The organism is Streptomyces sp. NPDC028305 (assembly GCF_055569495.1).
Genome location: NZ_JBVHTN010000002.1, coordinates 732,406 through 751,996, shown reverse-complemented (window position 1 = coordinate 751,996; position 19,591 = coordinate 732,406). Strand labels below are relative to the sequence as shown.

At 72.3% G+C, this 19,591-nt stretch carries 18 protein-coding genes; 7 read left to right on the top strand and 11 right to left on the bottom strand.

Going from position 1 to position 19,591, the window contains the following annotated elements:
* Positions 1 to 200: 200 nt before the first annotated feature.
* Complete coding sequence (locus ACZ4WQ_RS09860; protein ID WP_311723232.1) at positions 201 to 1,538, top strand: gluconate:H+ symporter; 1,338 nt, start codon at positions 201 to 203, stop codon at positions 1,536 to 1,538.
* A gap of 97 nt (positions 1,539 to 1,635) precedes the next feature.
* On the opposite strand, the gene ACZ4WQ_RS09855 is transcribed toward ACZ4WQ_RS09860, so the two are convergent.
* A complete protein-coding gene (locus tag ACZ4WQ_RS09855; protein WP_398375261.1) occupies positions 1,636 to 2,574 on the bottom strand; it encodes an oxidoreductase in 939 nt (312 codons plus the stop codon).
* 99 nt (positions 2,575 to 2,673) lie between these two features.
* On the opposite strand from ACZ4WQ_RS09855, the gene ACZ4WQ_RS09850 reads away from it, so the two are divergent.
* Positions 2,674 to 3,615, top strand: coding sequence for a helix-turn-helix domain-containing protein (locus ACZ4WQ_RS09850; protein ID WP_398375259.1), 942 nt, complete (start codon positions 2,674 to 2,676; stop codon positions 3,613 to 3,615).
* On the opposite strand, the gene ACZ4WQ_RS09845 is transcribed toward ACZ4WQ_RS09850, so the two are convergent.
* Positions 3,587 to 4,099, bottom strand: a complete 513-nt coding sequence (locus ACZ4WQ_RS09845; RefSeq protein WP_311723234.1) for a peptidoglycan-binding domain-containing protein — start codon at positions 4,097 to 4,099, stop codon at positions 3,587 to 3,589. The two genes, ACZ4WQ_RS09850 and ACZ4WQ_RS09845, sit on opposite strands and share 29 nt — an antisense overlap.
* Before the next feature lie 128 nt (positions 4,100 to 4,227).
* Between ACZ4WQ_RS09845 and ACZ4WQ_RS09840 the strand changes: the two genes are divergently transcribed.
* The gene (locus tag ACZ4WQ_RS09840) at positions 4,228 to 5,163 is read left to right on the top strand and encodes a DUF2690 domain-containing protein (protein WP_311723235.1); all 936 of its coding nucleotides are present in this window, start codon (positions 4,228 to 4,230) and stop codon (positions 5,161 to 5,163) included.
* On the opposite strand, the gene ACZ4WQ_RS09835 is transcribed toward ACZ4WQ_RS09840, so the two are convergent.
* From ACZ4WQ_RS09835 to ACZ4WQ_RS09815, 5 genes are all read right to left on the bottom strand, one after another.
* Positions 5,099 to 6,019 carry a helix-turn-helix domain-containing protein gene (locus ACZ4WQ_RS09835; RefSeq protein ID WP_361192818.1) on the bottom strand — a complete coding sequence of 307 codons (921 nt, stop codon included), beginning with the start codon at positions 6,017 to 6,019 and terminating at the stop codon, positions 5,099 to 5,101. The two genes, ACZ4WQ_RS09840 and ACZ4WQ_RS09835, sit on opposite strands and share 65 nt — an antisense overlap.
* Positions 6,020 to 6,177: 158 nt before the next feature.
* Positions 6,178 to 7,188, bottom strand: a complete 1,011-nt coding sequence (locus ACZ4WQ_RS09830) for an LLM class flavin-dependent oxidoreductase (protein WP_385337274.1) — start codon at positions 7,186 to 7,188, stop codon at positions 6,178 to 6,180.
* Positions 7,189 to 7,310: 122 nt separating this feature from the next.
* Positions 7,311 to 7,529, bottom strand: a complete 219-nt coding sequence (locus tag ACZ4WQ_RS09825) for an MbtH family protein (RefSeq protein ID WP_311723238.1) — start codon at positions 7,527 to 7,529, stop codon at positions 7,311 to 7,313.
* A gap of 91 nt (positions 7,530 to 7,620) precedes the next feature.
* Entirely contained in the window at positions 7,621 to 8,634 is a 1,014-nt protein-coding gene (locus tag ACZ4WQ_RS09820; protein WP_398375255.1) for a Gfo/Idh/MocA family oxidoreductase, read from the bottom strand.
* A gap of 32 nt (positions 8,635 to 8,666) precedes the next feature.
* Entirely contained in the window at positions 8,667 to 9,449 is a 783-nt protein-coding gene (locus tag ACZ4WQ_RS09815; protein ID WP_398375253.1) for a TIM barrel protein, read from the bottom strand.
* Positions 9,450 to 9,663: 214 nt separating this feature from the next.
* On the opposite strand from ACZ4WQ_RS09815, the gene ACZ4WQ_RS09810 reads away from it, so the two are divergent.
* Positions 9,664 to 10,797, top strand: coding sequence for a LacI family DNA-binding transcriptional regulator (locus tag ACZ4WQ_RS09810; RefSeq protein WP_398375251.1), 1,134 nt, complete (start codon positions 9,664 to 9,666; stop codon positions 10,795 to 10,797).
* On the opposite strand, the gene ACZ4WQ_RS09805 is transcribed toward ACZ4WQ_RS09810, so the two are convergent.
* A complete protein-coding gene (locus tag ACZ4WQ_RS09805; protein ID WP_398375249.1) occupies positions 10,745 to 11,683 on the bottom strand; it encodes a fumarylacetoacetate hydrolase family protein in 939 nt (312 codons plus the stop codon). The two genes, ACZ4WQ_RS09810 and ACZ4WQ_RS09805, sit on opposite strands and share 53 nt — an antisense overlap.
* Positions 11,684 to 11,819: 136 nt before the next feature.
* On the opposite strand from ACZ4WQ_RS09805, the gene ACZ4WQ_RS09800 reads away from it, so the two are divergent.
* Positions 11,820 to 12,203: a tautomerase family protein gene (locus ACZ4WQ_RS09800; RefSeq protein WP_398375247.1), complete on the top strand. Its 384-nt coding sequence runs from the start codon at positions 11,820 to 11,822 to the stop codon at positions 12,201 to 12,203.
* Positions 12,204 to 12,316: 113 nt separating this feature from the next.
* A complete protein-coding gene (locus tag ACZ4WQ_RS09795; RefSeq protein ID WP_398375245.1) occupies positions 12,317 to 13,336 on the top strand; it encodes an alpha/beta fold hydrolase in 1,020 nt (339 codons plus the stop codon).
* 37 nt (positions 13,337 to 13,373) lie between these two features.
* Here ACZ4WQ_RS09795 and ACZ4WQ_RS09790 read toward each other — a convergent pair whose 3' ends face one another.
* Positions 13,374 to 13,979 carry a GOLPH3/VPS74 family protein gene (locus tag ACZ4WQ_RS09790; RefSeq protein ID WP_385337294.1) on the bottom strand — a complete coding sequence of 202 codons (606 nt, stop codon included), beginning with the start codon at positions 13,977 to 13,979 and terminating at the stop codon, positions 13,374 to 13,376.
* Between the two features lie 227 nt (positions 13,980 to 14,206).
* Positions 14,207 to 15,205, bottom strand: a complete 999-nt coding sequence (locus tag ACZ4WQ_RS09785) for a D-cysteine desulfhydrase family protein (protein WP_398375244.1) — start codon at positions 15,203 to 15,205, stop codon at positions 14,207 to 14,209.
* Positions 15,206 to 15,322: 117 nt separating this feature from the next.
* Between ACZ4WQ_RS09785 and ACZ4WQ_RS09780 the strand changes: the two genes are divergently transcribed.
* Positions 15,323 to 17,731 (top strand): glycoside hydrolase family 44 protein, encoded by a 2,409-nt coding sequence (locus tag ACZ4WQ_RS09780; protein ID WP_398375242.1) that lies wholly within the window; start codon positions 15,323 to 15,325, stop codon positions 17,729 to 17,731.
* 65 nt (positions 17,732 to 17,796) lie between these two features.
* On the opposite strand, the gene ACZ4WQ_RS09775 is transcribed toward ACZ4WQ_RS09780, so the two are convergent.
* Positions 17,797 to 19,326, bottom strand: coding sequence for a glycoside hydrolase family 43 protein (locus ACZ4WQ_RS09775; RefSeq protein WP_398375241.1), 1,530 nt, complete (start codon positions 19,324 to 19,326; stop codon positions 17,797 to 17,799).
* Positions 19,327 to 19,591 lie beyond the last annotated feature (265 nt).

The window sequence follows — 19,591 nt, the reverse complement described above, 5'->3', positions numbered from 1 at the left end:
ACACCCATGGGACCCGGGCGGCCGCACGCGCCGCCCGGCCCAGCCTCCCGCCGCAGCCTGCGACGAGGGCCCGACCGGCGTGGCCGTCGGCCATGACCGGGCCATCCCCCACATCTCCCTCCGCCCGGTCCGCACGTGTTCCAACCCGTCCAACGGACCGGATGCCACTTCCTGAGTGCAGTTCAAAGGGGAACTGACCCATGCCTCTTGTCGTAGTCGGAATCAGCGTCCTGGCGCTGCTCTTCCTGATGACCAAGGTGAAGCTGAACGGCTTCATCTCCCTCCTCCTCGTGGCCGTCGCCGTGGCGCTGGTCCGAGGCGTCCCGATGGAGAAGATCCCGGACGTCCTCGGCGAGGGTGTCGGAGGGCAGATCGGCGACACCCTGATCGTCGTCGGGCTCGGCGCCATGCTCGGCCGCGTCATGGGAGACTCCGGCGCCGCCCAGCGAATATCCGGAAAACTCATCGACACCTTCGGCCTGCGCCGGGTCCAGGTGGCCATGGTGGTCACGGCCATGCTCCTGGGCGTGACGATGTTCTACGAGGTCGCGTTCGTGATCATCGTGCCCGTGGCGTTCACCATCGTCCGGGTCACCGGAAAGAACCTGCTGTGGGTCGGGCTCCCGATGTCGATCGCCCTGTCCACCATGCACAGCTTCCTGCCGCCCCACCCGGGCCCCACCGCCGTCGCCGCCACCTTCCACGCCTCCGTCGGACTGACGCTGTTCTACGGCCTGTTTTTCGCCATCCCCTTCGGAGCGCTCATCGCGCTGGTGTGGCCGCGCCTCCCGTTCGTCAGGAAGATGAACCCCACCATGCCCAAGGGCCTGGTCTCCGAGCGCACCTTCACCGAGGAAGAGATGCCCAGCATGGGCTGGTCCCTCTCGGTGGCCCTGGTCCCGGTGGTGCTGATCGCGTTCGCCGCGGTGTACGACATGGCGGTGTCCGAGTCCAACCCGGCCCGGCCCTTCATCACCTTCATCGGCTCCGCGCCGGTCGCCCTGCTGCTGACGCTGCTCCTGGCCGTCTGGGCGTTCGGCCCGCGCATCGGCCGGTCGCTCTCCGAGGTCAGCGCGTCCTGCAACTCCGCGGCCCAGGCGATGGCCATGATCCTCCTGGTCATCGGCGCGGGCGGTGCCTTCAAGGGCGTCCTCGTCGAGGGCGGGATCTCCGACTACATCAAGGACGTCACCGAGGGCTGGAACATCTCGCCGATCATCCTTGCGTGGCTGATCGCCGTCATCCTCCGGATCGCCCTCGGATCGGCGACCGTCGCGGTCGTCACCGCCGCCGGTGTGGTGGAGCCGCTGGTCGCGGGCAGTGGAGTCCACCCCGAGATGATGGTGCTCGCCGTCTCCTGCGGTTCCATCGCCTTCAGCCACGTCAACGACCCCGGCTTCTGGATGTTCAAGGAGTACTTCAACCTCTCCGTCATCGACGCCATCAAGGCACGCACCACCTACACCACCACCCTCGCGGTCCTCGGTCTCGGTGGCGTCCTCGCCGTCGAAGCCTGCCTCGACGCCTTCGGGGTATAGCCGGCGCGGCCGGCCACCCTCGAGTTCAGCCACAACGCGCCCGCTCCGACGCCGAATCCCTCCGGCGGCGGAGCGGGCGCGCTGTGGCGCGGCGTCCTCAGCCGCCGGACACCTCCTCGGCGTCCAGGGCGGACACCTCGTCGTCCGAGAGCCGCAACTCCGCCGCGGCCACGTTCTCCACGAGGTGGTCCGGGTTCCCGGTGCCGGGGATCGCCAGCACATGCGGCCCCTGGCGCAGCGTCCACGCCAGCCGGACCTGCGCGGGTGTCACCCCGTGCGCACGGGCGACCGCGAGCACCGCTTCACCGTCGGTCGCGCCCGCCCCGGCCTCGCGCCCCGCTCCGGCGATCGCGTAGAACGGCACATAGGCGATGCCCTGCTCGCCACAGGCCCGCAGGAGATCCCGCTCGTCGGCCGGCGCTCCGACGCCGTAGGCGTTCTGCACACAGACCACCGGCGCGATCGCCCGGGCCTCGGCCAGATGCTCGCGCGTGGCATTGGATATGCCCAGGTGGCGTACGAGCCCGGCGGTGCGGAGGTCGGCCAGGGCGCCGAAGTGTTCGGCGACGGAGCCGGATCTGCGGCTCGGCGGGACCCGTAGATTCACCACATCCAGGTGGTCACGGCCCAGTTGACGCAGATTCTCCTCGACCTGGCCGCGCAACTGCTCCGGTGTGGCCCACCACCACGCGCCCGACGGGTCCCGGCCCGCCCAGACCTTGGTGGCGATGACGAGGTCCTCCGGGTAGGGCGCCAGCGCGCGGTTGATGAGTTCGTTGGCGGACCGCAGCGACGAGAAGTAGAACGCCGCGGTGTCGATGTGGTTGACACCGAGTTCGATCGCGCGCCGCAGCACGCCGATGGACCGTTCGCGGTCGCTCGGGGCGCCGAAGCCGAAGGCGGCGCTGCCCGTCAGTCGCATCGTCCCGAATCCGAGGCGGTTGACGGTCAGATCGCCGAGGTTCCAGGTACCCGCGACCGCGGCGGTGGGTTTCCCCTGGGTCATGTTCGCTGGTGTTGTGTTGTCGTTGGGCATGAAAAAAGCCTCCTCAGCAGATTGAATCCGCGATGAGAAGGCTCAGTAACTGGTCACTAGTATAGCGGGCGGGCGACGGGTGGCGGCGGAAGGGGTGTCATGGCCCGATGGCGACCGCTGCCTGGTGATCTTCCGCCCCAGGCGCGCCGGCTGGCCGAAGAGCTGAGGCTGCACAAGGACCGCTCGAGGCTGAGCCTGACCTCGCTCGCGGCCAAGACCGCGTACAGCAGCTCGTCCTGGCACCGCTATCTCAACGGGCGGGCGCTGCCGCCGTGGGAGGCCGTCGACGCGCTCGGCCGGCTCACCCGGGCGGACCGGGGGCTGCTGCGGGTGCTGTGGGAGTCCGCCTCGGACGCCTGGACGGCGGGGCAGGGCGCGCAGACAGAGCAGAGCGCGCAGACTGTGCGGACCGCGGGTGAGCCCCGAGAGCCGGAGGGGGCGCAGGGGTCCGATCGCGGGCCCTCGACCCCCGCCCGGCCGCGGCGCCCCTCCCGCAGGACGGCCGTCGGCGCCGTGGTGGCGGTGTGCGGGCTGCTGGCCGCGTTCCTCGCGTTACTCGTCATACGTCCCTGGGGCGATGGTGTCCGCCCGCGGAGCGCACCGCCGGGAGCGCCCGAGGGCTCACCCGCCTGGCCGTGGGAGCTGCGCTCCCAGGGGACGGGCCCCACGGGTACGCACTGCGCGGCCCGCTCGTGCCAGGGCCGGGATCCGTACCGGGACGGATGCGACCGCGACAGCGTCACCGTCCACGCGCTGAGCGCTCACGGCCGGACCCTGCGCCTGCGGTACAGCCCGGTGTGCCGGGCCGTGTGGGCGGAGGTGGATCCGGCGGACGGCACCGGACAACTGCTGGCGGCCGCCGCGGGGGCTACGACGCAGACCGCCGCCCGGGGCGCGGCGCACACCGCCATGGTGGCGGCCGACCAGCACAAGGCGCGTGCCTGCGTGGTGGTGGCGGGGCAGCAGCTCGGCGTGACCGAGCACGACAGCTGGATCGGCCCCGTCGGCGCCGTCAGCGGCGACGGCACTGGACGAGGGTGACCGCGTCCCTCCGCAGCGCACGGAATCGGCCACCGTCGTACACCTCGTACGCGCCGCCGCTCGCCCGGCGCAGCGGCAGGTTCCGCTCCTCGCCCTGGTACACCGTCCACGGCGGGATCCGGGTGAGGCGCCGGCCGGCGAAACCGAAGGTCGCCCGGCCCACGATGCCGTCCGCGTCGAGCCCGTGGTTGCTCTGCCACACACGGGTCGCCTCGGCGGTCGCCGCGTCGTAGGCGCAGCTGACCCCGGACCGGGGCAGATAGCCGTCCGCCCACAGCACCGCCTGCCACATGCCCACCAGGTCGCTGCGCTCCACCCGTCCCCGGGCGAGCTGCGGTTCGTCCCGCCAGTCGTCGGCGAGCGCCCCTCCCCCGTCCACATACGACGGCGGGGGCGACGCGCGGCCGGGAGCCGCGCCCAGCGTCAGCACCGCCGACATCGCGAGCACTGTGATCGTCCGTAACGCGACGCTCCCGCGCGCCATGCTCGTTCCTCCCCCAAACGGCATGCGGGCCTGACAGTTGGCGGAAATCAGCTCCTGTCCGACCTGCTTGAAGCCAGAGTGACGCAAAGGAGTATGCATCAGCCGAGGATCGGGGCTGGGATATAACCATGGCCGACTGGAAGTCCCTGCCGGACACCCTGGATCCGGATGTCCGCAACCTCGTGGAGCAGCTGCGCCGGTACAAGGACCGCAGCGGGCTGAGCCTGGCCGCGCTCGCGGAACGCACCCTGCACAGCAAGTCCTCCTGGGAGCGCTATCTCAACGGCAAGGCCCTGCCCCCGCGGCAGGCGGTGGAGTCCCTGGGCCGCGCCGTGGACGCCGATTCGGCCCGGCTGGCCGCGCTGTGGGAGCTGGCCGAGCGCGCCTGGAGCGGCCGCGAGGCGCCGGGACGCCGCGCGCCGGCGGACTCCCCCGCGTCCACGGTCGCCACCCCGCCCGAGGCCATGTCACCCGAGGCCACGCCGCCCGAGGCCACGCCGCCTGTCGGGCGCGCACCGGCCAGGAGGACACTCCTGACCGCGGCATCGATATTGGCCGTCCTGGCTCTGGGCGCCGCCGCCGTGTGGTGGTGGGGACCGGACGACGAAGCCCGGCCGCGCTCGGCCTCCCCCTCCCACTCAGCGGCCGGGGAGTTGTACACCCACTGCTTCCAGGAGAGCTGCGCGGGCAAGGACCCGAAGGAGATGGGGTGCGCGGGGGACGCCTGGACCTCGGCCCTGACCAGGTTCCACGGCGTGTATGTGGAGCTGCGGTACAGCGACTCCTGCAAGGCGGCGTGGTCCCGCATCAGTTGGGGACACCCCGGTGACATCGCGAAGGTGGTGGCGGCCGAACACGCCTCGTACCAGGACAAGGTGCACTACGACACTGATATCTACAGCCCCATGGTCGCGTCCGCCACTCCGTCGGAGGCCAGAGCGTGCACCGTCCTCACCTCGGGAGCACACGACTGCACCAAGCCGGGCGGTTCGGCACACCTCACCGAGGCGCCCGAGCCCCCCGCCTCCGATACTCCGCCGGGGACAGTCCGTACGCACGCTTGAACGCCCGCCCGAACACCGCCGCGTCCCGGAACCCCCAGCGCCCCATGATCCGGCCGACGCTCTCAGTGGCGAGACCGGGGCTGAGCAGATCGGCCCGGCAGTGCTCCAGCCGCCGCTCCCGGATATAGCCCCGGACGGTCTGCTTGTCCTGCTGGAAGAGATGGTGCACATAGCGCAGGGAGATGTGATGCGCCCTGGCGATGCCGAGCGGCGCCAACTCCGGGTTCGCCAGCCGCAGGTCGACATAGGTCTTGATCTCGTCCAGCAGGGTGGCCTGGCGTGACCGCGACCGTGCGGGGTCCCCCAGGTCGGCCACGCCGCTGAGCAGGGCGACCGTCAGATCGACCACCGCCGACCCCAGCCACAGCGCCTGCCGCGCCTCGACCAGCGCCGCCTGGGTGGCGAGGCCCTCGATGAGGTCGGACAACAGCGCCCCCGCTCCGCCCGACGACGGCAGGGGGCGGGCCGTCAGGGAGCACGCCACCCGGGCCGGGGCCGGCACCGTCCGGCACGGGAGGCACACCGCCACGGCCCGCGCCGACGGCGTCCCCCGTACCGTCATGGCCGGCGCGGTGTCCGGCGGGGCCCACAGGGCCAGCTCCCCCGGGGCCAGGCGGACCGCGTCGTGGCCACCGCTCAGCGTGAGCGGCCCACCCGAGGCCAGTACCACCTGCCACGTCTGCGCCGTGCCCGGCGCCGCGGCGCTCCACCGTACGCCGGGCCGCGCGGGCGGCCCGGGCGGGCGCAGCACCAGCAGGCGCGCCGGGCCGAGGTCCAGCTCGGTTCGCTCGCCCGACAGGAGCCGGCCGATCGCGGGTGCCGCCCCTGACCGCGTGTCGTGCGTGGTGCCCTGCATCGTGGTGCTGTCCTTCCGTCCCGTCCCCTCGCTCCGACCGAGCTTGGGGCCGGGTCCCGGCAGTGGCCACCGTTGCCGGAGAGCTGAGCTGAAAGAGGGACGTCCACCGCCCTGACCTGCGGGGATGCGGGACACCACGACAATCCCGCGGGACGCGGTCACCGGCCGTCGGCGAGCCCCGCGATCCGGGCCAGCCCGCGATGGGAGGCGATCAGGGCGTCCCGGTCGTAGGTGCTGGTTGTGACCATGATCTCCTGGGCGCCGGTCTCCTTGATGACCGTCTCCAGTTCCTCGGCCACCTGCTCCTCGGTGCCGTGGATATGGCCGCGCAGGGCCGACTCGTAGCGGTCCCGCTCCTTCGGACTCATGGTCCGCCGCTCGATCTCCTCCGCCGGGACGAGCGGCGGGAACGTGCCGTGGGTGCTCGAGTACGCGATGGCCCACGCCTCGGGGACCAGCAGCCGACGGGCCAGCTCGGGGGTCTCGGCGACGGCGACCGTGCCCGCGGCGACGACAAACGGCTCGTCGGCCCACGCGGAGGCGCGGAAAGCGGCGCGGTAGTGGTCGATCGCGCGCAGCAGCTTCTCGCGGCCCCTGAGGTCGCCGATCACCAGCGGAAGCCCGGCCTCGGCGGCGATCGCCGCGCCCTCGCCGGTGGCCAGGACATACGGCGGGACGCGCAGCCCCTCGGCGGGGCGGGCGTGGACGCGGGTCGGCGAGGTGCCCTCGAACCAGCCGAGGAGCTCGGCCAGCTGCCCCGCGAAGTCGTCGGCGTCGTCCTTGTCCCGGCCCAGCGCCCTGCGCACGCCGTCGGTGAAGCCGACCGAGCGGCCCAGGCCCATGTCGATCCGCCCGGGGAAGAGGGACTCCAGCACGCCGAACTGCTCGGCGACCACGAGCGGTTGGTGGTTGGGCAGCATCACCCCGCCCGTGCCGACCCGGATCCTGTGCGTGGCGGCGGCGATCGCGGCGGCCAGCACGGTCGGCGCCGAGCCCGCGACGCCGGGCACGCCGTGATGTTCGGCGACCCAGATCCGGTGGTAGCCGAGCCGCTCCGCCTCCTGAGCCAGGCGCACGGTGTCGCGCAGCGCCTGCGGACCACCGTGTCCCTCCCGGATCCGCGAGCGGTCGAGGATCGAGAACCGGGTCGAGGCGATCAATGAGCTCACATGAGGTTCAACGCCTGGCCGGCCCCGGCATTCCCGCCACGCCGAGGCCCGGCGCCGAGACGATCCCGGGGCGCTCCCCGCCGAGAGCGCCCCGGGATACGGCGAGGTCGAGTTGCGCCGACTCAGCTGTTCGCGTCGGCCATGGCCTTCACCAGACTGGCCGGACGCATGTCCGTCCAGTTCTCCTCTATGTACGCCAGGCAGGCGTCCCGGGTGTCCGCCGACTTGGCGACGGTCCAGCCGGCGGGTACCTCAATGAATTCCGGCCACAAGGAATGCTGGCCCTCGTCATTGACCAGCACGAGGTAAGTGCCGTCCGGGTCTTCGAACGGGTTGGTCATGGGTGTGCCTTTCCGTCGTCCGTCGGTGCACTTGGCAACGTACCCGGCGCACGCCTTGATGATCGGGCGTCCGGGAAAAATCACGGAGCGGTCATTCGTCCACGCGGACCGGTCCGCCCGTCGTGACCGAGCGGATGGCGGCGAGGGCGATGGACAGGGCGGCGCGTGCGTCCTCGCCGGTGACGGAGGGAGTACCGCCACTGCGCACCCGGTCTGTGAAGTCGGCGAGCTCGGCCACATAGGCGTCGCGGAAGAGGTCCTGGTCGTAGGTGACGCAGTCGGCCGCGATGCCGTCCGGGCCGTAGGCGGTCAGGTGGCTGCGGCGGATGTCGCCCATGGTGAGCATGGAGGCCGAGCCGAAGACCTCGCCGCGGACGTCATAGCCGTATACGGCCTGGAAGTTGGCCTCGGCGGTGGCGAGCGCGCCGTTGTCGAAGCGGATGGTGACGACGGCGGTGTCGAGCAGGCCGCGGTCCTTGAAGTCGGGGCGCAGCAACGCGTCGGCCATGGCGAAGACCTCGACCGGTTCGGCGCCGGGGTTGAGGAAGCGCAGGGTGTCGAAGTCGTGGATGAGGGTCTCCAGGAAGATCGTCCACGGTGGGATGGGCGCGGGGTCGGCCAGCTTGGGGTCCCGGGTGAGCGAGCGCAGCAGCTGCGGAGTGCCGATGTCACCCGCGACGATCTTGTCGTGGGCGGCGCGGAAGCCCGTGTCGTAGCGGCGGTTGAAGCCGACCTGGAGGAGCACGCCCGCGTCGGCGGCGGCCGTGATGGCGCGGTCGGCCTCGGCGAGGCTGACGGCCATGGGCTTCTCGCAGTAGACGGCCTTGCCCGCCCGGGCCGCGGCCTCGACGAGGTCGGCGTGGGTGCGGGCCGGGGTGGCGATGACCACCGCCTCGACCCCGGGGTCGGCGAGCAGCTCCCCGATCTCGGTGTGGGCCGTGGCGCAGCCGAGCCGGTCACCGAGGCGCCGCGCGGCGCCCGGGGCCGGGTCGGCGACGGCGGCGAGCCGGACACCGGGAAGGCGGTGGGCGAGGGTCTCGGCGTGGAACGATCCCATCCGACCGGCGCCGATGAGACCGACGGGGAGGGGGTGTCGCGTGGTCATGCGGGTGCTCCGTACGTCCGTAGGGGGTGTGGTCAGAGGGTGAAGGCGGAGCGGAAGCGCTCCAGGGCGAGTTCGCTGTCGTCGGAGGCCCATGCCTCCATGGCGACCGTGCCGTCGTACCCGAGGGCCGCGAGGGTGCGTGCCACGGCCGGGTAGTTGATCTCCCCGGTGCCGGGTTCGCGGCGGCCGGGTACGTCGGCCACCTGAATCTCGCCGATCAGGCCCAGGCCATGGGCCCGGCGGACCAGCTCGATCAGGTTTCCCTCGCCGATCTGCGCGTGGTAGAGGTCCAGGTTCATGCGCAGCCCGGGTCGGTCCACGGCGGCGACCAGGGCCAGGGTGTCGGCGGCCTTCGCGAACGGCACACCGGGGTGGTCGACGGCGGTGTTGAGGTTTTCCAGGGTGAAGGTGACACCGGTGCGCTCGCCCAGCTCGGCGAGGCGGGTGAGGGTGCGGTGGGCGGCGATCCACATCTCCCCGGTGGCCTCGCCCGCCACCGGCGCCACCGGCAGGCCTTCGCCGTCCAGGCCGGTGCCGTGCAGATTCAGCCGGGGACAGCCGAGCCGCCCGGCGGTCTTCACCGACTCCTCGGCGGTGCGCAGGAGTTCGGCCGCCCCGTCCTCGTCCGTCAGGCTGCCGCGGAGGTAGCCGGTCATCGAGGAGAACACCGCCCCCGTGCGCTCGAGGGCGGCCAGGTCGTGTCGCGTCCAGTCCCAGATCTCAACCTGGAAACCGGCGTCATGGATGCGTCGCGCCCGCTCCTGGATCGGCAGATCCCGGAAGACCATCTCGGCGCAGACCGCCAATGTGTACATCGCCGCTCACCCTCTCTCGAGCTAGAACGTTCTAGCCATGGGGCAGCAGTACGCCAGCCGCCGGGCGGGCGTGTCAAGAGGTGTCCGCGGTAAAATCGCTAGAACGTTATAGGCGTCGCGGGGGTCGGCAGCCACTCCCCTGGGCTACGATCGACGGCCGGGGGCCGAAACCTCGGCCGACCCGACCTCGACCGCGACACCAGGGAGATCTCAGGTGCCACCGACGCCGGCCAGCCCTCACGGGAAGCGCCCCACCCTCGCCGATGTCGCGGCGCGGGCGGGCGTGTCGACGGCGCTGGTCTCCATCGTGATGCGCGACGCGAAGGGCGCCGGTGCCGCCACCCGCGAGCGGGTGCTCGAAGCCGCGCGCGAGATCGGCTACCGGCCGGACGCCCGGGCGCGGCTGCTGCGCAGCCACCGGTCCCATCTCCTCGGGGTGCAGTTCGGCCTCCAACATCCCTTCCATTCCGACCTGTTGGAGAGCATCTACGCGGTGGCCGAGCCGGCCGGGTACCAGATCGCGCTGAGCGCTGTGGCCGCCGGACGCAGCGAGCAGCGCGCCACCGAAACCCTGCTCGCCGACCGCTGCGAGGCCCTGATCCTGCTCGGCCCGCAGGCGCCGGCCGCGCGGCTGGCGGAGCTCGCCGCGCAGCTGCCGGTGGTCTCCGTGGCCCGTCGGCTGCGCGGGTCCACCCCGGGCATGGAGGTCGTACGGACCGCGGACGACGAGGGTGCCCGGCAGGCCGTGGACCACCTGGTGGCGCTCGGCCACCGCGACATCGCCCATATCGACGGCGGCCGGGCGCCGGGCGCCGCGGACCGGCGCCGCGGCTACCGCACCGCCATGCAGCGGCACGGCCTCGCCGACCGCGTCCGGGTCCTGCCCGGCGGCCTGACCGAGGAGGACGGCGCCACGGCCGCCCGCGAACTCCTGGCCGCCGACCCCCGACCCACCGCCGTCCTCGCCTTCAACGACCGCTCCGCCACCGGCGTCCTCGACATCCTCCTCCGGGCCCGGGTGTCCGTCCCCGACGAGATCTCCGTCATCGGCTTCGACGACACCCATCTGGCCCGCCTGGCCCACATCAACCTCACCACCGTCGGCCAGGACATCCCGCGCCTCGCCGAACTCGCCGTCGGCCGGGCCATCGCGCGCCTGGAGGGCGCGAGCACCTCGAGGGAGAACACCACCGAGGACGCCCGGGGCGACGGCACGCTCCGCGCGGAAGCCGTCGTCGCCCCCCGCCTCGTCATCCGGGGCACCACGGCCGGGCCCGGCCGGGTCCCCGGCGGAATCAGCCCGGGGAGCGGTGGCTCCGGTGCGCACGGCGCGTCAGCGGGTGGCTGATCGCCTCCACCAGCCAGTCCAGTTCGGCCTGATCGACCCGTACCGGGTTGCGCAGCGTGCCGACGCCGTCGATGGATATCTCCACCACGTCCCCGGCGCTCAGCGTGAAGTCGAGCGCGGGCACGATGCCGGTGCCGGTGGACAGCACGGCGCCGTCGGGGAAGGGCTGGGAGCGCCACAGGTGGTCCACCAGCCCCCGCGGGGTGCGGTGGAACGCGGCGGTGGAGGTGGCGCCCCGGTAGACCGCCTCGCCGTCGCGCCACACCACCATGGCGATGTCCAGCGCGTCGGGCGCCGCCACCTCCCAGGCGGGCACGATGCCCGAGGACACCGCGGCGCTTCCGGCGTAGATCTTGGCCTGGGGAAGGTAGAGCGGGTTCTCGCCCTCGATGGACCGTGAGCTGACGTCGTCGGCGACCAGGTAGCCGACGGTCTCACCGTGCCGGTTGAGGACCAGCGCCAGCTCGGGCTCGGGGACGTTCAGCTCGGAGTCGTCCCGTACGGCGATCGGCTCGCCGTCGGTCACCACCCGCCAGGGCTGCGACTTGAAGAACAGCTCCGGGCGCTCGGCGTCGTAGATCCGCTCGTAGACCGACTGCTCGGTGCTCTCCTCCACCCTGGCTTCGCGGGAGCGTTCGTAGGTCACCCCCGCGGCCCACAGCTCCATCAGCCCGTCGAGCGGCGGCAGCAGCAGGACGTCCCGCTCGTCGACGGCGACCGGGCCGGCGGCGGTCTCCTCGACCAGGGCACGCAACTCGGCCGCGGGCGGCCGCAGCAGCTCGGCGACGAGCGGCGCTCCGGCGAAGGCCCGGATCGCGCCGGTGTCGTCGGAGACTCCGGTCCGGACGGTCTCGGTGTCGTCGGCGAAGCGCACGATGCGCGTCATATGGCGTCCTCTTCCTGTGGCGACAGTGTGATCGTCCTACCCACGGAAGCGGAATGCGACCGCCCGACCCGCATCACCTTCTTCTGTACCTACTAGTATGTACGATCATCACCGCCACGGGAGGAGCACCGCCGATATGCCATTCGTCCGCATCGACGCCCTGGGAGCCGACGGCGATCGGCTCGACGCGCTCGGCCGCGCCGTGCACGACGCCATGGTCGAGACCATCGGCTTCCCGCCCGACGACCGGTTCCAGGTCCTGACCGGCCACGACGGCGCCAGCAGCGCCCTGCGCTACGACGACTACCTCGGCATACAGCGCGACGACGGCATCGTGTACATCGCGATCACCATGCGCTCCGGGCGCCCGCCCGCACAGAAACGGGCGCTCTACCGGCGGATCGCCGAACTCGCGCACGCGTACGCGGGGACCGAGCCGCGGAACGTGTTCATCGTCCTGACCGAAAACGAGTCGATCGACTGGTCGTTCGGCCACGGGGTGGCGCAGTACGACACCTGACGCGGCATCGTGCGTCACCGGCTTGACCGGTGACGCACGCCCGTGCCAGAGTCCTGCTCACGGCACGCTGCGTCACGCCCTGTGGCAGCGGGATGACGGCGGAGGGGACTCGGATGTTCAACAGGCGGAGCTTCGGCAGGATCGCGGGCGCGGGCGCAATCGGCGCGTCGATCGCCGGCCGGGCCACCCCGGCGTCGTCGGCGCTCGCACGGCCCCAAACATCCTTCGACTCGCTCGAACAGATCAAGGCCGGTGTGCTGAACGTCGGCTACGCCGAAGTCGGCCCCGCCCATGGCCCGGCAGTCATCCTGCTGCACGGCTGGCCGTACGACATCCACAGCTATGTCGACGTCGCTCCGCTGCTGGCGGCGCGGGGCTACCGGGTGATCGTCCCGTATCTGCGCGGCCATGGGACGACGCGCTTCCTCTCGAGCCGGTCCTTCCGCAATGCCCAGCAGTCGGTGATCGCTCTCGACATCATCGCCCTGATGGACGCGCTCAGGATCGAGAAGGCGGTCCTCGCCGGATTCGACTGGGGGTCACGGACGGCCGACATCATCGCGGCGCTCTGGCCGGACCGCTGCAAGGCCCTGGTCTCCGTCACCGGCTATCTGATCGCCAACCGGGACGACAACAAGCAGCCGCTGCCGCCGAAGGCCGAATGGGCCTGGTGGTATCAGTACTACTTCGCCACGGAGCGAGGGCGGCTCGGCCTCGAGCAAGAGGAGTACCGGCGCGACCTGGCGCGGCTCGTCTGGACGTTCAACTCGCCGATGTGGGGCTTCGACGATGCCACGTTCGACCGGACCGCCGCCGCGTTCGGGAATCCGGACTACGCCGCCATCGTGATCCACAACTACCGCTGGAGGCTGGGCCTGGCGACGGGCGATCCGCGCTACGACGGCCTGGAGGAGCGGCTGGCCCGACGCCCCGTCATCGGAGTGCCCACGGTCACCCTCGACGGGGAGCGCGACCCCTTCACCCCCGCCGGGGACGGCGCGATGTACCGGGACAAGTTCTCGGGCCCGTACGCGCACAGGACCCTCAAGGGCATCGGCCACAACGTGCCCCAGGAGGCGCCGGAAGCCTTCGCCGAGGCCGTCCTCGAGGCCGACAGACTCCCCCGCCGCTGACCGTCGGGGAACACCCGGCCACCGCGCCGGACACGACCTAGTCGCCCCGCCAGATGTTGTCGAAGGCCGCCTGCTCGATGGCTCGCCGCTGGCGTACGGCTTCCAGCTCCATCACGGCGTCACTGACCGCGGCCAGCACGGTCACCACCGCTTCGTCGGCCACCTCCGCCGCGTCCCCCGTCGGCTCCTCGCGGATGCCGACGGCCGCCGCGAGGGTGGCGAGCACGGGCTCGCCCGATGCCCAGCGGTCCGTCGCGCGGCGGCGGGCGGGCGAGTCGGCCAGGGCGGCCCGGCCGGCCCCGAAGGGCGCCCAGCGGTGGTGCCGCCGGGTGACCTCCCCGTCCTGCTCCAGCGAGGCCATATAGGCCGTGGACAGGTCACGGCCCCTGCGCCACAGCCAGTCGTCGACCAACTCGTACGGCGCCTCCCGGTCGAGCGACGACGCCGCCTCGTCCAGCAGACGGTCGGCCATCGTCGGGCGCAGGCCGGGCACGACGCGGTCGCCGTCGAGGGTGAGGGCCTCGGCATCGAGGAGGTCGATCATCTCGGCTCCCGCGAGCGCGAGCGACAGGTCCCCGCGCTCCACCGGGCGGTCGGGCACCGTGTCCAGGGCGACGATCAACAGGTCCCGCGGTGTGGTCATGAGTGGCTCCACGTCAGAGGCATCGGTGGCCATACGTCGCTGAGCAGCCGCCCCGTGAACGGTGTCGGTGTCCGGCGAAGGAGTTCCCCGTACCCGGCCGACTGTAGCGCGGCTCGGCCACGGGTGGTCCGACCGGAGCGCGGCGGTTTCCACCGGTATGGATGTCCGTCCCGGGGCGGTGTGCTACGCGCCCGGCGGTAACCGCCCGTCTGGGCACGGACGGTGCGTCATCCGGTGTCGGTCACGGCTGACCGGGCGCGCCGCAGGGCCTCGGGATGTCCGAAGAGTCCGGGCAGGCCACCGGTGTGCAGAAACACCGTGCGTTGGCCGGGGCGCACGTGGCCGTCGTGGACGGCCGCGATGAGACCGGCCAGGGCGCGGCCGGTGTAGACAGGGTCGAGGACGATGCCCTCGGTGCGGGCGGCGGTGGTCATGGCGGCCATGACCGGGTCGGTGAGCGCGGAGTAACCGGCCCCGACCTGGTCCAGGCGCAGGCGCAGCCCGTCAGCCGCCCGGCGGTCGGCCGTCCCGCCGTCGGACAGGCCGCCGACCAGCGCGCTGACGGTCTGTTCGGGGTCGGCCACGGCGCCGCAGTGCACTCCCAGGACCCGCTCGGCTCCCAGGGCGTGGACGAGCCCGGCCATGGTGCCGCCCGAGCCGAGCGCCACGACGACGGTGGACAGGTCGGGGGCCTGCTCCAGGAGTTCCCGCCCCGCCTCGGCGTAGCCGCGGGCGCCCAGCACGCTGGAGCCGCCGAAGGGGATGACCGCGGGGCGGGCCCCCTTCGCGCGCAGGTCCTCGGCCACCGACGCCACGGCGGCCGCCAGCTCCGCCTCGCTCACCTCTCCGGCCCAGACGACACGGGCGCCGAACAGGCCGTCGAGCACGATGTTGCCGGTCATCCCGGCGCTCGGCGCGCCGGCCAGCACCAGCACCACGTCCATGCCAAGCCGGGCGCCGGCCGCGGCCGTCAGCCGGGCGTGGTTGCTCTGCGCGGCTCCGCTGGTCACCAGCGTGGTGGCGCCTTCGGCGCGGGCCGCGCCCGCCGTCCACTCCAGCTTGCGGACCTTGTTGCCCCCGCCGCCGAGGCCGGTCAGGTCGTCGCGCTTGATCCACAGGTCGTCAGGGGCCAGTCCGATCGCCCGGGCCAGCCGGGGCGCGGCCTCCAGCGGAGTGGGACGGCTCATCAGGCGGGCCCGCACGGTTTCCGGTTGCTCTTCGGGCATGGCTACCGCCTTCGCTGCGCTCTTCGGTCCAGACGGTTGACAGTACCCCGGACCTCACTGACCATGTGAAAGCCGTGGGAGCGCTCCCATTATCCCGTTCAGAAGGAGATCATGCGCATGACTCCGAGAACCGCGCTGGTGGCCGCGGTACTGCTGGTGGCCGGTGCCGGTCTGGCCGACCCCGTCCCGGCGAGCGCCTTACCGGGCGAAGGGGCGCGGCCCGCCGCCGCGGAAGGCCCCGCGCTCACGGTCGACGCCACCACCGGGCGCCACGCCATCGACCCGCACATCTACGGGATCAACTTCGCCGAGGAGGCGCTGGCCAAGGAGCTGCGACTGCCGGTACGGCGATGGGGCGGAAACGCCACCACCCGCTACAACTACAAGCTCGACGCCTACAACGCGGGCTCCGACTGGTACTTCGAGAATCTGTACTACGAGAACGGCACCGCCCAGCTGCCGGACGGCTCGGAGGCCGACAAGTTCGTCGAGCAGAATCGCCGCACCGGCACCGACACCATCCTGACCGTGCCGATGATCGGCTCGACGACGGCGGCCCGCAACGCCGCCTGCGGCTTCAGCATCTCCAAGTACGGGCCCCAGAAGGGCAGCGACGCCCAGTGGCGCCCGGACTGCGGCAACGGTGTGAAGACCGACGACACCAACGTCACCGGAAACGACCCCGCCGACACCAGCGTCGCCGCCGGCCCGGAGTTCACCAAGGGCTGGGTGGAGTACCTGAACCGCGCCTACGGGTCCGCGGACGCCGGCGGGGTGCGCTTCTACAACCTCGACAACGAGCCCGACCTGTGGTTCACCACCCACCGGGATGTGCACCCGGCCGGCACGGGCTATGACGAGATGCGTGACAGCACGTATGCCACCGCCGCCGCGATCAAGGACGCCGACCCCGGCGCGCAGACCCTCGGTCCGGTCGGCTGGGGCCTGAACTCCCTGATCTACTCCGGCCTCGACCAGAAGACCTGCAACGAAAAGGGCGGCGACTGCTGGTCCAACCCCCCGGACCGGGCGGCCCACGGCGGGCAGCAGTTCGCCCCCTGGTACCTCCAGCAGATGAAGGCCTACGAGCAGAGCCACGGCCGCCGCATCCTGGACTACTTCGACAACCACATCTATCCGCAGCAGTCCGGGGTGTCGAGCGGCAACGACGACCCGGCCACCCAGGAGCTGCGGCTGCGCTCCACGCGACAGCTGTGGGACCCCACGTACGTGGACGAGAGCTGGATCAACCAGCCCGTCCAGTACATCCCGCGCATGCGCTCCCTCGTCGACGAGAACTACCCGGGCACCAAGCTCGCCATCACCGAGTACAACTGGGGCGCGCTCGACCACATCGACGGCGCCCTCGCGCAGGCCGATGTGCTCGGCATCTTCGGCCGGGAGGACCTTGACCTGGCCACCTTGTGGTCCCCGCCCAAGTCCACCGACCCCGGTGCCTACGCCTTCCGCATGTTCCGGAACTACGACGGCAACGGCGGCTCGTTCGGCGACACCGCGGTCCGGGCGGCCAGCGCCGACCAGGAGAAGCTCTCGGTGTACGCGGCCGAGCGCGACAGCGACCACGCGCTCACCGTGATGGTCGTCAACAAGACCACCGGGGACCTGACCGCCCCGGTGTCCGTGACCGGCCGCACCGGGCCGGCCGGCTCCGCGCAGGTCTACCGCTACGGCCAGGACGACGTCACCTCGATCAAGCACCTGGCCGACCAGCCGCTGACCGACGGCGGGTTCACCGCCACCTTCCCCGCGTACTCCATCACCGAGTACGTCCTGCCCGCCGGTTCGTCCGAGGCGCGTCCGCCCACCGCCCCCGGCACCCCGACCGCCGGCGCGGTCGGCTCGGACCGGGCCACACTGTCGTGGGCCGCGTCCACCGCCGGTTCGTCCCCGGTGGCGACCTACCAGGTGTACTCCGGCGACCCCGCCGGCGCCGCCCCGGTCGCCACGGTCGACGCCCCCGCCACGAGCGCCACCGTCACCGGGCTGTCCCCGGCCACCGCCTATACCTTCCGCGTGGTGGCGAAGGACACCGCGGGCCGCAGCTCGCCGCCGTCGGCCCCGGTGCGGCTGACCACCGCCACCGCCCCGGCCGCCACCTGCACGGTCGACTACCGGGTGAGCAACGACTGGGGCTCCGGCTTCACCTCGACCGTCACGATCACCAACAAGGGCCCCGCCCTGAACGGCTGGCAGCTGGGCTTCTCCTTCACCGGCGGCCAGAAGGTCGCCCAGGGCTGGAACGGCGCCTGGAGCCAGAGCGGCACCCAGGTCACCGTCAAGGACGCCGGCTGGAACGCCGCGCTGGCCACCGGCGCCTCCACCACCATCGGCTTCAACGGCACCTACACGGGCACCAACCCGGCGCCGCGCGACTACACCCTGAACGGCAAGTCCTGCACCGTTCCCGGCACCGCGGCCGCCGCGCATATCACGGCCCCGACCGGGCACGCGCCCGGCGCGAACGCCGTGCGCGGACACGCCGTGCGCGGACACACGACCCCCTGAACCACCCCCGGTGAGCCGTGTTCCGGGGCCCGTGGACACCCGTCCGCGGGCCCCCGGGCACCGCGTCAGTGGGGGTCGGCGGCGGTCGGCCGGTAGTCGAACCAGTCGAAGGCGGCGCTGTCTTCGGTGACATACATGCCGATCACCCGCCCGGTGAAACCGCCGCACACCTCGGTCGACAGATAGCGACCGTCGAGTTCGGCCAGCCGCACGGGTTCGGGCCCGTCGAGCCAGAAGGCGATCGCGTCCGGTCCGCCCGGACGCACACCGAGCGGTTCGCCCGCCGCGTCCCCGGCGGAGGTGACGGAGGGGGCCGGTATGTCGCCGGTGCGGACCTCGACGGCCAGGGTGAGCGGGCCCGGCGCCACCGGGTGCCGCGCCACGCACTGGCGCAGCGGGCCGATCCGGGCGATCACGCTCACCTCTCCCCCGCCGACCTCCAGGTCGTAGTGGTGCGCCTCGTCCAGGCGCACCGAGAGTCCGGCGCGGGCCCGGCCGGGGTCCAGGCGCGCCGTCACCCGGCAGTCCGGGTGCTGCTGGCGGCGCCCGATGAAGGTGTGGCCCGGGCGGTCGAGGGTGGCCCCCGTCGCGGTGAGCGTCAGCCACCCCGGCCGGTCGCGCAGGGACCAGGAGCCGGCGGGGCGGCCGCGCGGGGAGATCCAGCGGGGCGCGAGCGCCGGGCCGTCGAAGTCGTCCCGGGGCGGCTCGGGGTCGAGCGGCCGCCAGGCGGCCGGGGCGGGGTGGCGTTCCCGTACGGGCCCGGCCTCGGGCCAGCCGTCCACCCATCGCACGGGCGTCAGAAACGTCTCCCGGCCCAGGACATGGTAGGCCGGGAAGAAGCCACGGGGGCGGGTGGCGAGCAGCAGCATCCACCAGGTGCCGTCGGGCGCGGACACCAGGTCGGCGTGGCCGGTGCTCTGGATCGGCAGGTCGGTGCTGCGGTGGGAGAGGATCGGGTTGGCCGGGGCGGCCTCGTAGGGGCCGCGCGGCGAGCGGGCGCGGGCGATCGAGACGGAGTGGCCGCGCTCGGTGCCGCCCTCGGCGAGCATGAGGTACCACCAGTCGCCGACGCGGTACAGGTGACGGGCCTCGGGGTGCTGGAGGCCCGTCCCGGACCACACCGGCCAGGGCCCCTCCAGCACGGTGCCGGACGCCGGGTCGATACGGGCCACTTGGACGCCGGAGACGGCGCACCAGCACGAACCGTCCTCGTCCCAGGCGAGGTCGGGGTCGATGCCCGGCAGATCGATCCAGACCGGGTCCGACCACGGCCCCTCCGGCCGCTCGCCGGTGACGAGGAAGTGTCCGCGGCCGCCGACATTGGTGGTGATCATGTAGAAGCGGCCGTCGTGGTGGCGGATGGTCGGCGCGTAGATCCCGCCGGAGGCCGGTGTCCCGTCCGGCAGCTCCAGCTGTCCCGGCCGGTCCAGGACGTTGCCGACCTGCCGCCAGTGCACCAGGTCCCGGCTGTGGAAGAGGGGCACGCCCGGGAAGTACTCGAAGCTCGAGCACACCAGGTAGTAGTCCTCGCCCACTCGGCACACGCTGGGGTCGGGGTGAAAGCCGCCGATCACCGGGTTGTTGTACATCCGCATGCGAAGCGCTCCTTCGGGAGGTCGAGAGCGGATGGGTGGCCACGCGGCATTGACGCGTCATCCGCCCGGACAAGGTCGCCGAGCCCTTCCGTCAGATGGTCACCCGCGACAAGGCCACCGGCGAGCTCATCGTCAAGCCGACCAACTGGATCACGTTTATGCGGATCAGGACACACAGATGACGTCCACCGGAACCCCGGCGCCCGCCCGGGTTCCGGTCCTCCGTCCTCGGACCCGCGTCCACTCCGTGGGACTGCCCCCTTTT